General features: G+C 44.9%; 15 protein-coding genes. 8 read left to right on the plus strand and 7 right to left on the minus strand.

From position 1 onward, the window contains the following. Positions 1-5: 5 nt before the first annotated feature. From WCW_RS00620 to WCW_RS00650, 7 genes are all read left to right on the plus strand, one after another. Complete coding sequence (locus WCW_RS00620; protein ID WP_143876329.1) at positions 6-1,085, plus strand: tetratricopeptide repeat protein; 1,080 nt, start codon at positions 6-8, stop codon at positions 1,083-1,085. A gap of 46 nt (positions 1,086-1,131) precedes the next feature. Continuing rightward, positions 1,132-2,994, plus strand: coding sequence for a DUF4864 domain-containing protein (locus tag WCW_RS00625; protein ID WP_013181235.1), 1,863 nt, complete (start codon positions 1,132-1,134; stop codon positions 2,992-2,994). 52 nt (positions 2,995-3,046) lie between these two features. Next, positions 3,047-3,604, plus strand: a complete 558-nt coding sequence (gene rsmD, locus WCW_RS00630; RefSeq protein WP_013181236.1) for a 16S rRNA (guanine(966)-N(2))-methyltransferase RsmD — start codon at positions 3,047-3,049, stop codon at positions 3,602-3,604. Positions 3,605-4,056: 452 nt separating this feature from the next. Further along, complete coding sequence (locus tag WCW_RS00635; RefSeq protein WP_013181237.1) at positions 4,057-5,445, plus strand: hypothetical protein; 1,389 nt, start codon at positions 4,057-4,059, stop codon at positions 5,443-5,445. Beyond that, on the plus strand, positions 5,445-6,623 hold the full coding sequence (locus WCW_RS00640; RefSeq protein WP_013181238.1) for a purine-cytosine permease family protein: 1,179 nt from the start codon (positions 5,445-5,447) through the stop codon (positions 6,621-6,623). Before WCW_RS00635 ends, WCW_RS00640 begins: the two co-directional genes overlap by 1 nt. Continuing rightward, entirely contained in the window at positions 6,607-7,635 is a 1,029-nt protein-coding gene (locus WCW_RS00645) for a DUF917 domain-containing protein (RefSeq protein WP_013181239.1), read from the plus strand. The genes WCW_RS00640 and WCW_RS00645 overlap by 17 nt, the downstream gene beginning before the upstream one ends. Next, the gene (locus WCW_RS00650) at positions 7,629-9,143 is read left to right on the plus strand and encodes a hydantoinase/oxoprolinase N-terminal domain-containing protein (RefSeq protein ID WP_013181240.1); all 1,515 of its coding nucleotides are present in this window, start codon (positions 7,629-7,631) and stop codon (positions 9,141-9,143) included. Before WCW_RS00645 ends, WCW_RS00650 begins: the two co-directional genes overlap by 7 nt. On the opposite strand, the gene WCW_RS00655 is transcribed toward WCW_RS00650, so the two are convergent. From WCW_RS00655 to WCW_RS00680, 6 genes are all read right to left on the minus strand, one after another. Next, entirely contained in the window at positions 9,094-10,629 is a 1,536-nt protein-coding gene (locus WCW_RS00655; protein ID WP_013181241.1) for a hypothetical protein, read from the minus strand. The genes WCW_RS00650 and WCW_RS00655 overlap by 50 nt on opposite strands. An 80-nt stretch (positions 10,630-10,709) precedes the next feature. Then, on the minus strand, positions 10,710-13,157 hold the full coding sequence (locus WCW_RS00660) for a glycoside hydrolase family 65 protein (protein WP_013181242.1): 2,448 nt from the start codon (positions 13,155-13,157) through the stop codon (positions 10,710-10,712). Continuing rightward, a complete protein-coding gene (gene otsB, locus WCW_RS00665; RefSeq protein ID WP_013181243.1) occupies positions 13,150-14,688 on the minus strand; it encodes a trehalose-phosphatase in 1,539 nt (512 codons plus the stop codon). Before otsB ends, WCW_RS00660 begins: the two co-directional genes overlap by 8 nt. 63 nt (positions 14,689-14,751) lie before the next feature. Beyond that, positions 14,752-15,426 (minus strand): lipid-A-disaccharide synthase N-terminal domain-containing protein, encoded by a 675-nt coding sequence (locus WCW_RS00670; protein WP_041941657.1) that lies wholly within the window; start codon positions 15,424-15,426, stop codon positions 14,752-14,754. Continuing rightward, positions 15,419-15,739, minus strand: coding sequence for a hypothetical protein (locus WCW_RS00675; RefSeq protein WP_013181245.1), 321 nt, complete (start codon positions 15,737-15,739; stop codon positions 15,419-15,421). Before WCW_RS00675 ends, WCW_RS00670 begins: the two co-directional genes overlap by 8 nt. 23 nt (positions 15,740-15,762) lie before the next feature. Next, positions 15,763-16,956: an MFS transporter gene (locus WCW_RS00680; RefSeq protein WP_013181246.1), complete on the minus strand. Its 1,194-nt coding sequence runs from the start codon at positions 16,954-16,956 to the stop codon at positions 15,763-15,765. A 309-nt stretch (positions 16,957-17,265) separates the two neighbouring features. Here WCW_RS00680 and WCW_RS00685 point away from each other — a divergent pair, with 309 nt between their 5' ends. Further along, positions 17,266-17,637 carry a hypothetical protein gene (locus tag WCW_RS00685; protein WP_013181247.1) on the plus strand — a complete coding sequence of 124 codons (372 nt, stop codon included), beginning with the start codon at positions 17,266-17,268 and terminating at the stop codon, positions 17,635-17,637. A gap of 53 nt (positions 17,638-17,690) precedes the next feature. On the opposite strand, the gene WCW_RS00690 is transcribed toward WCW_RS00685, so the two are convergent. Further along, positions 17,691-20,123: a hypothetical protein gene (locus WCW_RS00690; protein WP_013181248.1), complete on the minus strand. Its 2,433-nt coding sequence runs from the start codon at positions 20,121-20,123 to the stop codon at positions 17,691-17,693. Positions 20,124-20,254 lie beyond the last annotated feature (131 nt).

The following is a 20,254-nucleotide window of genomic DNA, read 5'->3' on the forward strand; positions in this document are numbered from 1 at the left end:
TTGCCATGACCAGCTCATCCCTTCAGGGAGAGGAAGTATTTCCGTTTGATTCAATTTTTTTTCACGATCAGATAGATCGTGTCATTGAACAGGCATTGCCTGCATTTTACAGGATGGTGAAGCGGCATGTCATGTTTCATCTCTGTTTCTTTTTTATCGGATTCGCTGAAGTCTTTTTTGTGTTGTTCTTTATTTCAGAGTTGGTGAAGTCTTCGCTGCTTGCAGCAGGGTTGGCTGCGTTGTTTTTTACTTTTTTTTCCTACTTTATCATTCGGTTGTATTTGAACGATAAAAAGCCGGAACAATTTGAAAATGCTTTGGAAGAATTCGTCAGCCTTTGCGGCGAATTGATCCATTTCAAACAGGAAGTTCCTGAACACCGATTTGCGCTGGCGACAGCTTGCACCAAGTACGCTGCTGCGCTGCATGGGAAAGATCACGCCTTATGGAAAATGCCCGATTGGTTGGAGCTTCTTCGTCCTAGTGTGGAAAGATTCAGTCGTTTTTGGCATTGGCATGATGTCCATTATATGCGTGAACGGCTGCTGCTTAAAGCTGTTGATGAACACCTTGAAATTGTCAAAATGGAGCCTACAGATTTGGAAGTGCACGCTGCATTGGCTAATGCCTATGTCACTCTTTCCGGTGTTTATATCAATCCTCGTCATCAATATAGTTTTGAAGCGAGCAGAATCCCGAATGCAGCATACCGCAGCCTTTTGGTGGAGCGTTTCCGCTTTACTGCAGAAAGAGCAATCGAGGAGTTTAAAATTCTCAATGATTATGCTCCCGATGATCCTTGGGTCCACGTGCAGTTAGCTTATAGTTATCGCGATCTCGGAATGCCGGAAGAGGAGATTCGTGAATACGAAATCGTGCTTTCGCTTTGCCCGGATGATTATGACATTTTATATCGTCTAGGAGAGTTGTACTTTGAGCAGGGGCAAAATGCGCGTGGTTTGGATGTATATGAAGTTTTAAAGAAGATGAATTTTAAGAAGGCTGAGCAGCTCATTTCCCACTACAGCGATCGCCATCGCTTATTTACCTCACAGGCCAATTCTCTTGAAGTTAATTCGCTATAGATTCTAATGTATTGCTTTAAGGCGTGTTATTAACTGCAGGTTATTCATGGCAGCAAATCAAGGGATGTCAGGATTCTCCCCATGGGTTAGGCTCTTTTTTCTTTTTTTTATTGGAGGATTAGCTGTTGCGGGATTTGCCTATTTTTCTTCGGATAAATCTTTCGACGTCGTGGGAGATCAGTTGCAGGACCTAAGAAACCATCGTGTTTCCAAAGCCTACTACGAGCATATGTCGAAAGAGTTTCAACAGACGACTTCTCTGCCTCAATTTCGTGAATTTCTTTCTATCTATCCAGTTCTCTATGAGAATTTGTCCTACCGTTTGGAAACGTCTACTGTTGAAGATTCGCGCGCTCATCTCACCGGAATACTGGTTTCAAAGGGAATGGAAGAGATGAAGGTTGATTGGGGGCTTGTTAAAGAGGATGGAAAATGGAAAGTGGCCGGCCTGCGTCTAACCGAGCTGAAACAGGATGACGAAGCGGATAAGATGATCGACTTTGCCAAAGAGCAGCTGCAAGCTTTGCGTGAGCGGGATTTCGTCGAAGCTTACTACGGTTTTGTTTCAAAAGATTTCCAACAACAGATCTCTATCGGAGAATTTGAAGCATTTGTTAAGGAAAATCCTATTCTGTTCAATTATCGCATGATCGATTCGGAAAATAGCAGAGTGGAGGATGATCGCGGATATGTCTCTTTACACTTGGAAAACGGGAAACAGACCTACCTGCTAAACTACACGCTTTCTCGCGAATCGGATGGATGGAAAATCTATAGCCTGAAAGTGATCCTGCCTCCGGAAGTGGCGATCCAAAAGGCGGAAACCAATCCCGAAGCGTTAGTGCCGCCGATTAGAGAACTTTTGGAAGCTTTGGAAGAACATCAGATCTCACGCGCCTATCAGCTCACCTCCAAGGAGTTTCAGGGCTCCACTTCATTTGAAAATTTTAAAAAATTTATCCGTTCTTTCCCCGCTTTTTCAGTCAGGGAAATGGCGGACATTAAAAAAAGGGAAGTGCAGAATGGTACGGGTTGGGTTCGGGTCAATCTTCACGATGAGGAAGGGATTACTGCTGTTGATTTCCGTATGGGGTATGAAGAAGGGGAGTGGTTGATTTGGGGAATGGAGGTGGTCGATTCTCCTGTTAAGGAAAAACAAGAGTCCAGAAATGCAACGGTTCCTCCTCTTGCAGATCAACTTGTTTCCTTGCTGCGGCAGCAGAGGGCCTATCTTCATTATGAGGATATTAACGAAGCTTATGAACAGATCATGAGCAAAGAATATCGTGTGCACAACTCAGTCGAAGATTTTCAAGCATTTTTTGCTGCGAATCCTGCATTCATCGAGCATCGCAGCAGTTATTTCAATCGCCTTCTTGATCAAAATAGCAGGGCGGTTTTGAGAGGTTTTATCACAACAAAGGGCGCAGAGACGCTTCCCGTTCGTTTCGACTTCGTGAAAGAGGATGGAAAATGGAAAATCGATAGGCAGCAGCTTTTGAAAGAGCCTGAACCTATTGCAGAGGCTGAAGAAGTCTTCGATAAACCGGAAGAGGATTCGCCTCCGAAGCCATTGGAATTTGCAAAGATTGTTTTGGGAACAGAGGTCAATCAGCAAGGCATTGTCACAACCCCGTTGGATGAAGTAGAAGGGGATGAAGACTTTTTGTTCTTCAATGTCTACATCGATAATGGCCAGCCAGAGACGGTGGTCACCCTGTTTCTTGAGCATGTGGACTCAGGAACTTCGGCTCGGCCGTTATCTACGAAATTAGACAGGAAAGGGAAATCAACGATCTCCTTTTCCTACTCTTCTCCCAAAGGAGGATGGCCCTCCGGAGATTACATCGCGAAATTAACAGCATCATCGGGCCAGGAATACCTATTTAAGTTCAAGGTGCTGAAGTGAACTCAGAGGTTCAAAGCTCGAGCGGATCTTGAAGTTGGAGGAGCAGATTGCCATGTTGCAGATTATTGGCGGCAAGCTAAAAAGAAAGAAGTTAAAGTCTCCTAAAGGGCTCAACACTCGCCCCACTTCCTCGAGATTGAGGGAAACAGTCTTCGATATTTGCCAGCAGGAAATTGAGAGAGCACGGTTTCTCGATCTCTTTTCCGGAAGCGGATCGATGGGGATTGAAGCGTTGAGCAGAGGCGCTGGATCTGCTGTTTTTGTCGATCATGATCGAGGAAGCATCCGCTGTATCCAAGAGAATATTCAAGAATTGGGGCTTGCAGACTGTGCTAGGGCAGTGATTGGGGATGTGATTAAGCTGCTCCCAAAGCTTGGCACATTTGATGTGATCTACGTGGATCCTCCATATTTCGAGAAAAATCGGGATTTTTCCCATAGTGCGGAAGTGTTGAAAGCAATCGATCAATCCGACTTGCTAGCACATGGAGGGATGTTATTCATCGAGGACAGCAGATCGTGGGAGCCTGATAGCGGCAGTCTGAAAACATTGCGTCTAAAAAGTTCAAGAAAGGTCGGCAGGTCGATGCTGCATCAGTTTGAGAGGTAAGGGATGCTGAATAAAAATTATTGAATTTAATAAAGTAAAAGAGTAAATTATCGACAATGCCTAAGTTAGTTGATTTAGGCTTAAAAAATTTTGATACAACCCATAAGGATCTATCAAATGAATAGTTGTTGCCCTTTGAATAGACTCAACGAGTCGTTAGGCAGCGCAATAGAAAGCGCGTGCCCATTATCGAATTTAACTGTTACTTTATCAATTCCTTTCATCTCTTCTCTTCACCATCCTTGGCGTCGTTCTTATAAACGGCATTATTAAGCCGATCCTTTTTTTACATTTTTAACTTTTATTATAGAGTCCGCAGCGAAGCTCTTCACCGTGTAAAATCGTTCTTTATGTTCCATTGATTTTTCACTTTTGCGGAGTTTTTTAGAGGTCTCTTAAGAATCTGATTTTTAGATTCTTAAATTAAATTTATTTTTATATAGGAGTATCCAATGAACTGTTTGTCTTCTTTGGAGGCAGGTATGCCTGTGCTTGGCAGCCTGCTTCCTTCGGAAGATGCTAAATGCTCTTCCATAGATCGTTTGTATGTGCGGACGATGATCTATCAACGTGCTCTGGAAGCGTTGGCCGCATTTGAAACCTGCCGGTTTCAGTCGCTTGATGTGCCCGCCGGAGATCAGGCGTGCCAAATCCGCGCATTTCAGCTATGTATGCTGAATCTTAAAGGATTAGATGTCTTAAAAAAGACAATTAAGTCAAGGCTTGACGCTTTGGCCGATCTGGAAAAAATTTTTGCATCTCTTGATAAGGAATGCAAGGTTCAAGTTGCTCAAATCGAGAGGGAAAAGCTTATGCCGCTTGTTGAAGAAAATCGCTTGATCGGCATTGAGCGAAGGAAAGCAAATCTTTCCAAAGGAGATCCTCTTTGCGAGGAATTTGCGCAAGCGTTTCAAGCCGTTAAATTGAAAAAGCAGCCGATCTTAAAAGAGATCTCCGAGTTGCAGCAAGCGTGTCGAGTGAAGCAAAAAATGATGATTGAAGATGATGGGCTAGAGATGACTGCAGATCCGAGTGCGGTTTTTATCATCCGCAGCTACTTGGTGACTTTAGCCAAGGTGGATGTGATTAGAGAGGAGATGGGAATATTTACCTATCAAATTCATTCCTCTCCTAAATCTTTGCAAGAGGAAGGATTTGTTGTGCCGACCAGCCAGTTGATCGAGATTGTAGAGAAAGCGAAAAAGGCAATTTGCCTCGACTCTATTGCTTTTGTGCAAAAGGAAGCGTTGCTTATTGCAGGAAATAATGGAGAACGATTGCAGAAATACACGGCTAATCTCCGTGTACTGGAAAGCAAAGAGAGGTCTGAGCTGCCTTTCTTTTACTTGACCCAGGTGATTTTCTTGCGGGCGATGGCTGAAGAAATTCCGGTGCTTCTCAAGGTGAGAAATATCGGAAGCCATCCGTTAGAGCAAGAAAACTTTGCCTGTTCGACGCTATTTAAATCCGATGGGAGCTCCTATAAAGTCAGTCCTGTGCTCTCTGATGATTTGAATCGCCGCGTTATTGTGATCGAAGGGTTTTCGAAACAGGCTTTCGAAGCCTTGCAAACACTCGATTATGTGGAAGATACCATGGAAAAAAGCGGAGGACTTTTACGTTTGATCGATCTGAATACCGCCCAGCACGGGCAGTATACAGATACAAAAAGCAGCAAAAAGATGTTCCGCAAGATCCCAGGAATGGTTTCTGATGAAGAAGAAACGCTGCTCTCTCTTTTTGAAGAAGCGGTGTCTAAGGGGTTTTCATTGGACAATTCTGAGCAGCTTTGCATCGACCACGTATTTTGCGATCTGCTCGCCAACCAAAGGACGGGATAATGGACAGGCAAGGATGGCTGCAGTTAACTGCTGTCCAGGCTGGGGGGGCGATTTGCCTCCCCGTCTTTGTGATTGGTCATGCATTGGGTAAAAGCTACGGCATGGCGTCAGCAGCAATGGCAATTGTTTTGGGAAACACTTTGCTATTGGCATTGGCATTTGTGAGCGGTGTGTATAGTGCAGAGAAGCGTTTATCCACTATCCAATGTGCAATTGCGTGTTTTGGAGATCAAGGCAAAGGGGGATTTTCATCCGCAATGGTGCTATCCATGATCGGATGGTTTGCTATTCAGCTGCATCTAATGGGGGAGTGTTTAAATCAGATTCTCCCGTCATCAATAGGGATCGCCTCTCCTTTGGGGATGGGGGTTGTGATGACAGCTCTAGGGACGAGAGGGTTGCGCGGAGTAGGAATTCTTGCCAATCTCAGCATGCCTCTTTTAATCGCAACGATCGTTGCAGGACTTATTGGCGCCGATAAAGGGAAAGGGGTGGCTTTGGAACCAAAACTTCTCACTATGTCAGGGCTTTCTCTTGTTCTTGCCTGCAGCATAGGTGCTGTGGTTGATCTGCCCACGTTCTTTCGGAGTGCCAAAAGTCGAAAAGATGCAGTCATTGCTGTCTGCGTTCTTTTTGTTTTAGTGATTCCTTCTGTGGAGATGGTTGGAGTAGTTCTCTCCTCTTCCGGAGAGCAAAAAGGCTTTTTAGATGTGTTGATGGGAGCGCACGCTTCAGGCGTATGGGAGTTATGGGTATTGTGTTTTGTATTAATTGCTGGATGGACAACCAATAGCGCGAACCTTTATTCCGCTGCCGTTAGCTTGGAACCTGTTTTGCAAAGAGTGGAATTTTCCAAACGGACGCTTTTGGCTGGTTCTGTAGGAACTTTGCTTTCTGTCTTTCCTTTATTGGATGGGTTGGAGTTGGTTCTACAGCCGATCGGAGTTGTTCTGACAAGTATGGGGGCTGTGTTGATCGTTTGTTTTCTTTCCGAGAATAAAACAACTCCGCAGCAAAATTTCGCTTCGTGGATGATTGGCGCGGGAGCGGGAATGATTTCTCTGGCCACATCTACAGCAACGGGAATCGCCGTTTTGGACGGTTTTATTGCAAGTTTAATCGCAATGGGGGCATTTAGCCTAAAAAAAGAGAGATGGATCAATGAAAAAAATAATTGAAGAACAGTTGGATGACTTGGCATTAGGAGCTGCGCTTCTAGGATCGGGAGGAGGAGGTGATCCCGCCTATGAGCTATTGATGGCTAAGCAGGCTTTTGAAGAGTATGGACCGCCTGACCTGGTCGATTTGAAAGAAGTGCCTGATAACGCACTGGTTGTGCCGATCGCATTTATGGGAGCGCCTCTTGTTAGCATGGAACGGTTGCCGAGCGGTAGAGAATACGCTGCGATCCTCAAGAGAATTGAATCGCATTTAGGAAAGCGTGCAACGCACTTAGTCGCAGCTGAGATCGGCGGAGCTAACGCATTCACTCCGTTGATTGCCGGAGCGATGGCAAGGCTTCCGGTTGTCGATGCAGACACGTTGGGGCGTGCGTTTCCCGAGTTGCAGATGTCTTCCTGCCATTTGCACGGAGTGGAGTCAACCCCCGCTTTTTTATCCGATCCGATGGGAAATACAGATGTTGTTGAGATCAAAGATGCAGGGGCGATGGAGAAATGCTGCCGAAAGATCTGTGTAGAGATGGGGTCGAGTGCAGCTGTTGCTGTGTATTTGATGAGCGGCGAAGCTGCAAAGCAAGCTTTGATTCCTGGAACAGTCTCGCAGGCGATCTCCCTTGGAGCCGGCTTAAAGCGTGACGGTTTGAAAGGCATTTGCCGGGAATCGAGAGGACGTGTGTTAGGAACGGGAGTGGTTGTGGATATCGACCAATCCATTCAGGAAGGATTTTTGAATGGAATGTTTACTCTGGAATGCTTCGATGAACCGATTGTTGTTCAGTACCAAAATGAATTTTTGGCGGCTTTCCAAGGAGATCGCGTGCTGGCTGCAACGCCGGATATAATCATCCCCGTTGAGGAGGAAAGCGTTCGTCCTGTCACAAGCGAATCGCTTCAATACGGTTTGAGAGTTGATCTTCTGTGCCTTCCTTCGCCTGAAGTTTGGAAAACGCCTGAAGGTCTATCGTTAGTCGGACCGGAAAAATTTAACTTAAGGAGTCAGAAATGTTGATTGGGATAGATATTGGAGGGACACACACAGATGCTGTCTTGGTAAGCAAAGGAAAGATGGTGCGCGCATTTAAAACGGCGACAACTCGTCCTTTGGAAGAGGGGGTGAAAAAAGCTCTTATTGAAATCGGGCATCTTGACGAGCTGAAAGCTGTGCATGTGGGAACTACCCACGCCACAAACGCTTTGTTGGAGGGAAAAAATCTCTTTCGTACAGGAGTGATCCGTTTAGCAGGTCATCGGCCCGATGCTCTCAAACCTTGTGCTGGATGGCCGTTGTTTCTAAAAGAGAAGATCTTTGCAGGAGTGGAAACGGTGGATGGGGGATGGGAGTGCGATTTGCGTGCCATCACCATGCTGAATCCTGCTCAAATTAAGGACGCATCGGAGAAGCTTGCTGCTGCGGGGGTGGAAAGCTTGGCAATTGTCGGTGTATTTTCCCCCATTCTATCCGAACAGGAGGAAATGGCCGCTGCAGCGGTAAGAGAAGTATTGGGAGAAGAGTTCCCGATCACTCTTTCTTCGGAAATTGGAGGAATCGGCTTTATTGAAAGGGAAAATGCTTCGATTCTGAATGCTTCTTTGAAAAAACCGATGAGAGAAGGATTTGAACGTTTGAAGGAGACTTTGACTGCGCTTGGCGTCAATGCTCCTTTGCATCTGACCCAGAACAATGGAAGCGTCATTGATCTTAAGCGGGCAATTGAGTATCCGTTATTAACGGTATCTTCAGGACCGACCAATTCATTCATCGGAGCAAGCCGCCTTGCCGGTCTCTCCGATGCGATTGTTGTCGATATAGGAGGGACGTCAACAGATATTGGCTGCGTAAAAAATGGGTTTCCAAGGCGCTCAATCCACAATGTCTCGTTTGGAGGTGTGGCGTTGAATTTTCGTGCTCCCGATGTATTGGCGCTTCCAATCGGCGGAGGCAGTTATCTCGATGGGAGGCGAATTGGTCCGGAAAGTTGCGGCGGTGCGCTAAGAACGCAAGCTCAGGTATTTGGCGGAGAATTTCTAACATTGACTGATGCGGCTTGCGTTGCCGGAGTCATGTCAATTCCTGGTGCAGAGGTTAGCAGGGTGTGCCTTTCAACAATTGAAGCGCAAAATTTGATCGCTACAGTGAGGTCTCAAGTTGCCAGTGGAGTGGAAAAGATGCGCGGCGGTCGGAAAGACCTTCCTGTGATTGCAGTAGGTGGAGGGGCTGCGATCGCTTCTGCTTTTCAACCGGAGCATCAAGCTGTTGCAAATGCCTATGGCGCCGCTTTGGCAGAGGTATCGGCCACTATCGATACCGTGTTAAGTTTGTCGGATCGGGGAAAACAGCTGGAAGATTTGAAAGATCAGGCATTGCAGTTGGCAGTTGATGAGGGAGCTTCGTCTTCCTCTGTCAGAATTGTCGATCTGCAGGTAATCCCTTACCACTATGTGCCGAATCAACTGGCACGGGTGATTGCTACTGCTTCAGGAACTCCTCTTGAGGAATTGTTAAACTGCAGCCGCTGAAAAACGTCTGGCTTGTTTTGATTTGCTGAATGGCATTTGGTTGAAGCAGACGGCAAGCCAGCGATAAAACCCTTTTCATGATGTGTTGATGGGGAGGGCGCTGCGCAACGATCAAAGCGGGTGCAAGAGTCAATACTTTGAGGTAGTTGAGGAACTGCTTGTCTTTCTCCTTGCCGCTTTTGATCATTAAATAGATGTAAATGATCGTGGAGATCATCATTCCTCTATCGATATGGGAGCGGCATGCAGTATCCACTGTAAATGGCTCCAGATCATCGCAAAAATTCTCCATTAGCAGAGCGACGCACATGATCACATAATCCTGCTTTTCCTCTTTGTTCAGAGTTTTCTTATCTGCAAAGAAAAGATTTTTGACAAAGAGGATCGCTTGTTCTACTTGATTTTTGAAATGTGTACTTTCTCGAATTTCTTTTAAAATTTCAAAGGATGAAGATTCTTTAAATAAATGCTTTCTTAGCGTGTGTAAAAAATCTTCGACAGGCTCTTCTCTTGAAAATTCTGCATCCTGAGAAACAAAATCAGAGTCGGGTTCGCATCTCCATACATTCAGGGAATTGCGAAATGTCCACTGCAATTGAAAACGTTTTCCGGCAATTTGTTGTTCGCTGTCAAAAATATGAGGACTTAACATGACTAAGCTTAAATGACTGGAACAACGTGCATCAAGGGACGCTAAGAATTGCAGATACAGCGGGTCCAACATGCCGGCTTCGCTTTCAGGACTTTGCATTCGGAAAAATGTGATGGGATCTTTTTTTTGAGGAACGCTGACCTGAAATAATTGGTTGGGGAGGTTGGGAGAAAGATAGATATCCAAACTGCCTGAAGCTTGGAAAGCAATGCTCCAAAGGCTAGCCAATTCTGTGACAATAAAAGGACAAGTGCCGGATATGCCAGAGAGCAGTTCTTGTTTGATATCGGGATCGGAGGAAATCTTTTGAGGAGTGTAGTGTTTGAGCGCTTCTCGATGGATTTTTAAAGCGTTAATCCGAGTGTACATGCTCGTTGTCACTCTTCCAAAAAGCAGTTTAATCTCATGAAATTCCTTATCTTTGCTGCAAAGCAGTGTTCCCTGTACTAGCCCCCACACAAACATTTCATGGCGACTTTCAGGGGGTTCATTACTGCTCAGAGCTTTAAAAAGAAGATGCACTGCCTGCCGAATGAAAGGAGGGAAGCTCTGCTCTTGAAGCCATTTCCAGTCTTTTTTGTGGATTTCTGAGATTTGCGAAAGATAATTGATAATGAGATGTTCGGTAAATAGCGGTTTTGAAGAGGGTGTAGAGCTTTGAATATCGTCAAAGTCTAATGTTTCATTGCAATATAACGAAGAAATTTTGCCGGAAATTGTCGAAACTTTACGCGTTTTGCTTAAGTTGGCTAAAATTTCTGCACTGCGCTTCCGCTTAAGCGTTTCTTGAGGAGTTTCTGAATGAGAGCTTAACGAACTTGATAGAGGATCCATTTTTAAACTTTCTTATGTAAATCAATGAAAAATAATAACTTAAGGGAATAATTTTAAGCGATGTTTTTTTTAGAAGTGTTTCAAAATGGAGTTCTTCGACTTTGTAGACAGCTTCTAAGAGGAAATTCCTTAACATCTCCAGGCTTTAAAGTGTAAAGCTGGTTTTCGAATTTTATATTGATCTCTTTCTCTGTAGAAAATTTTGAGGCGACTCGCAATTGAGTATGCGTAATTTCCACTTCGATAGAATGCCCTCGATAGTGGATATGAAAGCGCATTTTTTTCAGAGATTCCGGAAGAGATGGATTGAACCAAAGGGCATCTTTTCTAGGCTCGATGCCTGCGTAGCAACGTTGAATGATATCGACAGTCCCTGCCATAGATCCCAAATGGATCCCTTCAGGCGTGGTTCCTCCTTGGATATCGGCGACATCGCTATCGAGCGCGTTGATGAACAAATCCCATGAAATGTAGCGGTCTTCCCTGGAGAGAACCCAAGCATGCACAATTCGGCTTAAAGTCGATCCATGGGAAGTGCGTCTTAAATAATAATTGATGTTTTGAGGGATCTGATCGGAGGTGAATGGGTAATCCAGGCGGTCAAAAATTTCTTGCAGTTCCTGTGATGTGAACAAGTAAAACAGCATCAGGGTATCGGCTTGTTTAGAGAGTTTGTAGTTGTTGGCAGAGTCTCCTTCCGCTTCTAAAATCCGGTCCAACCGTTGGATATCCTGATATTTTTTCCGATATCCTTTCCAATCGAATTCTTTGAGCTCTTCGTAGCCTTCAAACTGGCTGATCACGCCGTCTTTATGAAAAACGACACGCATTTTTTTAGAGATTTTTTCCCATCTATCCACCTCCTCTTGCCGAATTTCCAGCATGCTGCACAGCTCTCGATGATGGTCTTCGGGAAGAATGTGAAGAATTTCGATCGCCTTGGCCATTAACCAAGCGGTCATGACATTGGTGTAACTGTTGTTGCTTAGCCCAGGTTCGAGGCTTTCCGGATAGGCGTCGTGGTACTCGTCCGGTCCCATAACGTGGTGGATTTCGAAACGGTCAGTTGAGTCGTTGTAAACGCACAGGCTGCTGAAAAAACGGGTGATTTCGAGAATCATCTCTGCTCCGTAAGAGCGGAGGAATTCCAGATCGTCTGTCGTTTCAAAATAACGCCACACATTATAGGCAATGGCGAGATTGACATGGCGCTGAATATTGGAGTAATCCGCGATCCAGCGTCCCGATTTTGGATTGAGATGGACTTTTTGGCTCTCTTCCCTACCGTCGCTGCTGCTTTGCCAAGGAAACATTGCTCCCTGCAGCCCCTCTTCGCGCGCTAGGAAGCGCGCCTCGTCCAATCTTCGATAACGGTATTTGAGCAGTGCTTGGGTAATTTTAGGGATTCTCAAATTTAAAAGCGGGAAAATATAGAGTTCGTCCCAGAAAATATGTCCGCGATACGCTTCTCCGTGCCATCCGCGAGCAGGAACTCCTACATCAATGTCGATCGTGTTGTAAGAGGCGGTTTGCAGCAGATGGAAGATATGCAGGCGCAAAACCATGAGCGGAGAGATGTCTTCGATAGAGCGCTCGGCAGTTTCTATTTCAATATCGAATTGTCCCCATAATAAATTCCACATGTTGGCATGCGTCCGCTCTAATTCTTTAAAATCCGGAGCTAAAACGATGTTGCGCTCCGCCTGGTACTGTGGTTCGGAAATCGCGGGATCTCTGGAAGTGTACATTGCAACCACTTTTTCAATAGCCAGCTCATCTCCATCTTTAAGATTCACCGTGAACTGGTGGGCTGTATATCCGGCCTCTGCAATCAGCACAGGCTCGGAGGCAAGGCGGGCGTCATTGAGGAAGAGATGATGGCGTGCAGTCTGCGCAACGCGGATTTCAGACTGTGTCGTCTGCACCTTGAGGAATAGGTTTCCGTCGTCGTTTTCCCCTTCGGCAATCGGCTCTAGATGGCAGGAGTTGAGCTTCCGGTATCGGGGGACTCCTTGATTGAGCACTCTGCCGTCCAGAGCAGACAAGATTTCAATGGTTCCTGACCAATTTTCAGCTTTGATCGTTTGCCGGATGGCAGCCAGATGGTAGTGCTTCATGTGCACGAGCCGTTTCTCTGTGAATGTTGAAATTCGCCCGTAGGCATCTTTGAACCGGATCTTCCTTTTCAAAATTCCATGCTTAAGATCAAGGGTTTGAGCGAATTCCTCAATCTTAATGCTTTTCATTTGAATCCATTCGCCGCCGTCGATTCTGAATTTCAAACTCAGCCAGTTTGGAAAGTTGACCAGATCTTCGTTTTCAATCACTTTTCCTGAAACCTCAGTACCCAGTCGATTATAACCGCCGGCAATGTAGGTCCCTGGATAGTGAATGGGGTCTGCATCTTCTTCTGCGAAAGCCCCGCGGGTAGCGAAATAGCCATTGCCCAACGTGCAAAGGGTTTCTCTGAGTCCTTGCTGCTCGGGGATATAAGAGTTGTAGGAGAGGATCCAGTTATTGTTATGCATCGTTGAATAATTGGAGTAGAAAGGAGTGCACTTCCTCTACATTGTTCACTGTAAAATGGGCATGGGTCGGCTGATCTTCATCTTGCACCGCGATTCCTAATCCGTTTTCCGAGATGGCAAAAAAAGCGTCTTCATCAGTTACATCGTCTCCAAGATAGACGGGGCAGACTTCCGGTCGATCCAGATCGAATAATTCAAGAAGCTTTTTTAAGGCTTTTCCTTTATTCCAAGGGATATCCGGCTGCAATTCGAAGATTTTCTTCCCGATAGCCTTTCTTAAATCTTTTTTATAGCGGCGATGAATTTCGTCGACGATGCTTTCTACTTCCGCCTCCTTTTCTTTCGAAACGCCGCGATAATGGATGGCTATTGAGTAGCGCTTGCGTTCCACCCAAGCGCCTTTAACCTCCGGAATCCTCTCATTGAGCTCCTCTTCGGCGGCACCAAGCATCGGCAGCTTCTTTTTTCCTTCGTCAATTTCAAAATGCTGACCGTTCGGTCCTGAGATATCAAATCCATGGCTGCCTGCGTAAAAAATTCCATCGATATTGATTTTTTCCTGCACATCGAGGCGGTCTCTACCACTAATCACAGCGATCATGAAGCGCTTTTTCATGTTTTCCAGAGTTTTTTTTATCGCAGGATCCAACAGCGCTTTGTCCGGATGACTTGTAATCGGCGTCAATGTTCCATCGTAGTCAAAGAAAATGACAGGTGTTTTCCCTGCCAGCCTTTCGCGTACTTTGTCGATATTTTCCAAGGCATGCGGTTTCTTAGCTGTTTGATCAATCACTTCAACCTCTCTTAGATCTTTAACGACGACATCGGCCCCATTTTCGAGTAAAGCTTGCCGTTGGTCTGAGCGATCGACACCAATCACCTCGGCAAAGCCCCCTTTTTTTCCTGCTTGGACGCCGGAAATGGCGTCTTCAATCACGACAGCATGGGACGGATCGACACCTAAATCTTCAGCAGCTTTCAAAAAGATATCGGGAGCCGGTTTCCCTTTGATTTTACGTTCGATAGCGTCCAAGCCATCGATGCGGGCATCAAAAAGATCTTCTGCCCCTACCTGCTTGATGATGCTGCGGCAGTTTTTGCTGGAGGAAATGAGAGCGGTTTTAACTCCTAAGCGGCGGATTTCATGGATGAGAGCGATGGTTGTTTCGTAGACTTCGATTCCGTCTGCTTGCAGAACATCGATAAACAGCTGATTTTTCTTGTTGCCTAATCCATAAATGGTTAAGGATTCCGGTCCGTCATTTGGATCTCCCATGGGCAGGTTAATGCTTCGTGAAGACAGGAAGCTTTGAATTCCTTCATAGCGAGGCTTGCCATCGACATAGTTGAGATAGTCGACATTTTCATCGAAAGGGACAAATGCTTCTTTGTACTCTTCTGCCCGCGCTTTAAGAAAATCATCAAACATCTTCTTCCACGCCTTTGCGTGTACACTGGCCGTTCTTGTGATGATGCCGTCAAGATCGAAAATAACGGCGTGATGGTTTTCAGGGGAAATAACAGCCTTCATGAATCTGAGCGTGCTTTTTTTAGATTCTCAAATTCTTTTTATAAAGATAGCAGTTATTCTTTTCTACTTAATTTTTGAATGATTGATCAGCATGAGGTTGCGGACGTAAGGGATGAGCCCGAAGCTTTGATTGAATACACTGACAATATCCTGAATTCCGACAAAGTAAATCAAAGAGAGAATGCTGCCGGCAATGCTGAGCCACCAAAATGCCGACCGCAGTTCAGAACGCTGGCGATGTTCTGCCTGCCACCACTGCACCCAAAAACGGCTGGAGAAAAGCGCGCCGCTAAACGCCCCTAACAGATGCCAGCCAAACGAATGGTGCACCCTTGATTCGTTGATAAATTTCGTTGGTGTGCGGATCCAGTCCCATTCGCCGATTAAAAGATAACTCTGTCCTGCAAAACTTAAAGTTAGCGCTGTAAGGGCTGCTGCCATGATCCCGATTGCCGTGCCGGTAGAAAAGGGTTTCCTTTTTCCCATCAGATTCAGGTTCCTCCAGGAAATCACTCCGTTTGCAGCCTGAATGAGAGCGAAAGGGTACTGCACTTGAATGATGTAATGGAGCATAAAAAGCAGGTTTCCGGCTAACGAAAGTTTCCAAAATAGAGGGGTGACAGTTGATTGTTTGAGTCGTTCGCTTTGGATCCATTGAACAATAAATCGGGAACCGAAAAAAATTGCAGGAGCCAGACCTAATGGGAAATAGAGGAAAAGACGCCAGACATCAGTCATTGAAGAGGTCATTAAAATTCTTTTTTTCGAACTTTGTTTCCTCGCCGAAGAGTTTCTTGGAGGCCTCTTCAATGGAGCTTGAGGAAAGATCGTTTGTTTCCTTTAAAGAAAATTCGTCGCAAAAATTGCATGCCTCACGATCGGCAATCTGTTCAGTACCTGGGATCTTGCAGTCGTTAGGAAGTCCTGGTTGATAATTGCGGCAATTGACACAGCAGTGGAGCCATGCGCTGCAGTGATCGCATGTTGCACGGAACGGCAGTCTTGGGGATGGAGGATCGTCAAGCTGTTTTTGGCATTTCCAACAGTACATCAGGGTTATTATACGCTTATACCCTAGGCAAGATCAAGCTCGAATTCTTGATCTACTGTGCTTGGCAAAAGAGCTGTCAATGCAGTCCCTACACAGAACAGAAGGCCAAGAGTTGATAATGCGAATGTTGGGGCATTTTCCGAAAACAGTTTAGTCAGCAAACCTCCGCCGCCGGGTCCGAGCCATTCGGCAACGCACCAAACCATTCCCATGAGGAATGCACTGACCAAACCTGGGCGGGATGGCATGATTTTGTTTCCCAATGCGACGGCAACAGGATTTGCCATTCCTAAGGAAGCCCCCGTTAACGCAAGAAGGATAAGGGCTGCCGGGATAGACAGGTAAGGAGTGAGTAAAAACAGGTAAAAGAGAGCGCACCCCATCGTACTTGAAACAAGAAGGACGCTGCGGGCGGAAAACCGATCTGACAGATAACCGCCGGGAATCATCATGAAGGCTCCTCCGATAATGTAAACGAAATGTCCAACCCCAAAACACATCCAGGCAGGATATCCCTTAGAGGTTAAGACGTCGGGAAGAAGAAACATCATTCCCCAGTAGATGGATTGGATGCAAACCTGTGAAAAGTAGAGAACTCTTAAATCACGGTATCCAAAAAGTTTTCTCAGAGCTTCGAATCCGTAGCGGCGGCCAGCCTGTGCAGGCCGATCCGATGCTCCAGGCATTGTCTTTGTCGCCGTATATAGCACCAAAACAAGAGCCGGCAGTATCAACCATGCTGTTGAAAATTGGAAATGAAGATACCATAAGGAGAAAATCATATGACTCAAAGCAAGCCCTAAAGCCCCTCCGGAGGCGAAAATCGTAATGAGCAACCCTTTTCGTTTTTGTGTCAGTCCGCTGGTGATCGCTACCGCAGTCGGGTGGAATGCGCCTGATCCAATGCATGTCAATAAGAAGATAAGGAAGAAGTAAAAATAGCTTTCATACAGCGGTAGCAGAGAGCTGACTCCAGTTGCTGCAACTCCGAATAGAAAAAGCTGCTTGCGATAGCCTCTGTCTCCAATTGAGCCAAATAGAAGCTGCATCCCTTCTCCAATGAAAGGACAGATTCCAGCAATCAATCCTGCGATGGCTAAGTCAACACCGGAAATTGTTTTATATACAGACCAAAAACCGATCATAACGTCGACCAGGAAGTGGGCGATCCACATCATTGCCAGTGTCAATCCGGCGCTTGCCATACCCTTTTTCATATTTTTCCTACTTTTTCAAATTTTGATCCGAATTATAGTTCAATTAAAGATTTTCATCCATAATAATTTGTAGGTAAACCATTATTTTTTAAAAGTTTAGGTGGTATGGATGTGGAGTGGTTGAAAATAAAAAAATGTATTGATAAATATCTAATTTCAGAGGGTATCTGACACGTATCCACGTTCGGAGGAAGAGCGGTTAAGAGGGTGTCTGCAAAGTCAACGCAATTCGCTTCATTGACTTTGCAGACACCCTCTTAGTAGTCGCTCTGATTGTCAACAACAACAATCACTTAGGGAGGAAGGAAAATGAAAGGGAAAGCAATGGCTGCGGCTTTGGCAGCTGCAATGGTTTTTTCGCCTTTGATGGCAAAAGAGCGCTCTTATTCAAATAAATATCAACAGTGGGGAGAGAGCCACCAACAATGCGGGTTATTTAAAGGTCTGCAAAAAAAACCGATGACAGAAACCACGCTTCTTTTGCAGTTAGATAAGGAAGGACGGCAGAAATTTAAGAATCTTCCTAGTCAAACGAGGGAGGAAGTCCTGCAGACTGTGAATCAAACAGGCACAAGCGATTACAAAAAAATTATTAATGAAGCTATTGAATCTCAGCGTCTTAAGGCGGGAATAGAACAGGAAAGAATGTTGCATAACGGTATGGACCGCATTCAGCGTTAAGTGGAAAGAGAGTGTTCACAGCCTCTCTGTGAACACTCTCAGGATATCCTTGATTAAGCGGCGGCAGAAGCTTTGCCAAGTTTTTCATATTTAGCGATCCTTTTACGCTCTTTCATGATTTCTATTCCCTGGTTGGCGTAAACAATTAATCTAGCGGCAAAGTTTGTTGGGCTATATTCGTCTTTTGTCAATCCTTCTATTTTAAATGGAGTGATTTTCATGATTCTTGTTCCAGTATTATCTTTTATCACCCTGACAGCGGGACTGCTGGTTCCTAGTTGCCCTCTCATCACCCTTCTAACGGTACTTTTTGGGAACCGCTTTTCTTCCATTTTCCTTTTGGTTACCAAAGCTGAAACAAATCCCGTTCTATCTTTTGCACTCAAACATCCCGTCGATACCTTAAATCGTGCTTTTAAACCAAGGTTTACTGTATCTGCGGCCGACGTGTATCCCGATTTTTTGCCTGTCAATTTTTGTTCCAATCCTTTCATTGTTTCGTCGTCTATTCCCATCCCCTTCAATTTTTTCAGTGCTTTTTCATTGAGCTCTCTTTGTGTTCCATCATTTTCAGTATGCCCCTGTACAGACTGGTTTAGATAAATGGCGCGCAGGCTAAGTTCTTGTACTCCTTCAGGGAGTTGGGACATGGAGGGAAGGTGGATGTTTCCATCTGAATCAATATAGGGGCCTTTTCCATCACAAATCAGTTTTGCCTGATCAAACTGGTCGAATATGTCTGCCATATCTTGCATTTCCTGATCTTCATTGTGATACCATCCCGTGCCGTCAACGGATCTGGATTGATGATTTAGGAGCCCTACATGAAGCATGCGAAGCTGGTTGCCTGCCAGATCTTCAGGGGATGAATGTTCAAGTTGTTCCATCACGATTTGGAGAAATTGATTTGCCATCAACTGATTTCTTTTTTCCATGACGGCATCGACGCCTTCTGCAACTTGTGCGATATTCTCCTTCCCGATTTTTAAAACATCTCCAGGTATGTCGCTGAAATCTCCTCCTTTTTTGATAATATCTGCAATAGTTTCCACCTGTTCAAGAGAATATCCCAGCTGAGTTAGAGCATATCCTGCTGAAGCATCAATATTTGAATTTCCTTTTTTCGATTGCTCTTTCCAGACTTCGAAGATTCCTTGCGTCATCTCATTTCTTTTTTCTGTCGCTAAATCCTCTTTTCCCTCTTTCAGAGCGTTTTGTAATTCCCTCATAGAACTTTGGTTGACAAAACCGTTGTCCATACAACTGACGACACCCACTCTTATCCATCCTGTGCTTGTTGCTTCTTTTTCTGTCTTTCCTCGGACATCGCATTTGTGGTACCGCATATTTACCGGAGGAGCTTTTGCATAGTATTCTTCATCCATAACTTTAGAAAATTCTTGTATAGCGCCTCGTATCCCCTCTTTATTTTCTGCAGATCTAAGATCTGAATTCCCTCGCAGCATATCTCTAAAATAGTCTGAGTTTGCCCAGCTCGCGCCTTTTTGCTGACATTTAACCCTTATTTTTTCGAGTTGATCGATCCTCGCTTCTATTTTGGTTTTTTCCTCGGGATTACAATCACTCAATTTCTGCTTTAGATAGCCGATCTCTTGGCTGGCATTTTTCTGAAGCTTTTCCACTGTATCGATACGCTCTATTGTTTCATCAGCGACAAATCCTTGCTTGTCCGACCATCTTTGAAAAATTTTTTTACCAGGATCTTCAGTGGAGCCTGTCATCAGGGGTTTATCTGAAGTTTTATTCTCATCTGGCAAACGAAAGGCCGCAGTGCTTGCAGCCTGGACTTTGGACTCGGTCCTTTTGGCTGGGGATTGTTCGTCTGAAGGAAGGCTCTCCGGGTTTTCCCTTTGTACAGAGACAGAAAAAATGAGGGGGTCGTCTTTTTCTTCCTCTACTTTGGGATCGGAGGATTCTTGAAAACTCACTGTGGGGATTTGAACTTGATGAGTAGGAGAAAGAGATGAAGTGCTTTCCTTTGCATTTTGAATAAGTTGTCTGACTTCTTGCTTTGAAAATGTTTGAATGACGTTTGTGATGCTTTTTGCTAATTCGCCTTTTCCCTTACCGTCCAATTCACTTAAGCAGGTGGGATCTTTTTCACCCTGGAGATGCACCTTTGTGTGTTGAGCATCCGCATGATCTGCAATTGAGGTGGAAATTCTCGTTCCAGACATGGCAATAAGATCTTCTGCTTTTATTCCACTTACAATCTTATCAACAACTGTAAGCACATTTTTTTGGCCTTCCGGCAGTTCATCCAGTTGGCTTTTGTAGTGCGCTTCCAGCTGAGTTTTGTCGAAGCCTACTGTTACTTTAAACGATCGTCCCTGTAATTTGACGTCGTAGGAAACCATTGTCTTGCCGGATTCTTCTTTCGTTTCTGTCCGTTTGACGTCTTTTGCTGCTGTGCTCTGTTGAATTTTGGCCAATGTATCTGATGATCGATATCCATCAATGCTCATTGATATTCTCAAGTTTATTAATAAAAATTCCCTTTATTAAATTATATAAAATAAAATATTTATTATCAATTTAATAAACATTAATATTTTTTAATCAGGTTCTTGACGTCAAAAAAGGACAAAAGGAGCTC

It is taken from the genome of Waddlia chondrophila WSU 86-1044 (assembly GCF_000092785.1).
GTDB classification, from domain to species: domain Bacteria; phylum Chlamydiota; class Chlamydiia; order Chlamydiales; family Waddliaceae; genus Waddlia; species Waddlia chondrophila.

What these genes read in the sequence shown, in the direction of transcription:
- WCW_RS00655 (WP_013181241.1), bottom strand. Translation starts at nt 10,629, where the DNA reads ATGGATCCTCTATCAAGTTCGTTAAGCTCTCATTCAGAAACTCCTCAA.
- WCW_RS00690 (WP_013181248.1), bottom strand. Translation starts at nt 20,123, where the DNA reads ATGAGCATTGATGGATATCGATCATCAGATACATTGGCCAAAATTCAA.
- WCW_RS00620 (WP_143876329.1), top strand. Translation starts at nt 6, where the DNA reads ATGACCAGCTCATCCCTTCAGGGAGAGGAAGTATTTCCGTTTGATTCA.
- WCW_RS00675 (WP_013181245.1), bottom strand. Translation starts at nt 15,739, where the DNA reads ATGTACTGTTGGAAATGCCAAAAACAGCTTGACGATCCTCCATCCCCA.
- WCW_RS00670 (WP_041941657.1), bottom strand. Translation starts at nt 15,426, where the DNA reads ATGACTGATGTCTGGCGTCTTTTCCTCTATTTCCCATTAGGTCTGGCT.
- WCW_RS00685 (WP_013181247.1), top strand. Translation starts at nt 17,266, where the DNA reads ATGAAAGGGAAAGCAATGGCTGCGGCTTTGGCAGCTGCAATGGTTTTT.
- rsmD (WP_013181236.1), top strand. Translation starts at nt 3,047, where the DNA reads ATGTTGCAGATTATTGGCGGCAAGCTAAAAAGAAAGAAGTTAAAGTCT.
- WCW_RS00650 (WP_013181240.1), top strand. Translation starts at nt 7,629, where the DNA reads ATGTTGATTGGGATAGATATTGGAGGGACACACACAGATGCTGTCTTG.
- WCW_RS00660 (WP_013181242.1), bottom strand. Translation starts at nt 13,157, where the DNA reads ATGCATAACAATAACTGGATCCTCTCCTACAACTCTTATATCCCCGAG.
- WCW_RS00625 (WP_013181235.1), top strand. Translation starts at nt 1,132, where the DNA reads ATGGCAGCAAATCAAGGGATGTCAGGATTCTCCCCATGGGTTAGGCTC.
- otsB (WP_013181243.1), bottom strand. Translation starts at nt 14,688, where the DNA reads ATGAAGGCTGTTATTTCCCCTGAAAACCATCACGCCGTTATTTTCGAT.
- WCW_RS00680 (WP_013181246.1), bottom strand. Translation starts at nt 16,956, where the DNA reads ATGAAAAAGGGTATGGCAAGCGCCGGATTGACACTGGCAATGATGTGG.
- WCW_RS00645 (WP_013181239.1), top strand. Translation starts at nt 6,607, where the DNA reads ATGAAAAAAATAATTGAAGAACAGTTGGATGACTTGGCATTAGGAGCT.
- WCW_RS00640 (WP_013181238.1), top strand. Translation starts at nt 5,445, where the DNA reads ATGGACAGGCAAGGATGGCTGCAGTTAACTGCTGTCCAGGCTGGGGGG.
- WCW_RS00635 (WP_013181237.1), top strand. Translation starts at nt 4,057, where the DNA reads ATGAACTGTTTGTCTTCTTTGGAGGCAGGTATGCCTGTGCTTGGCAGC.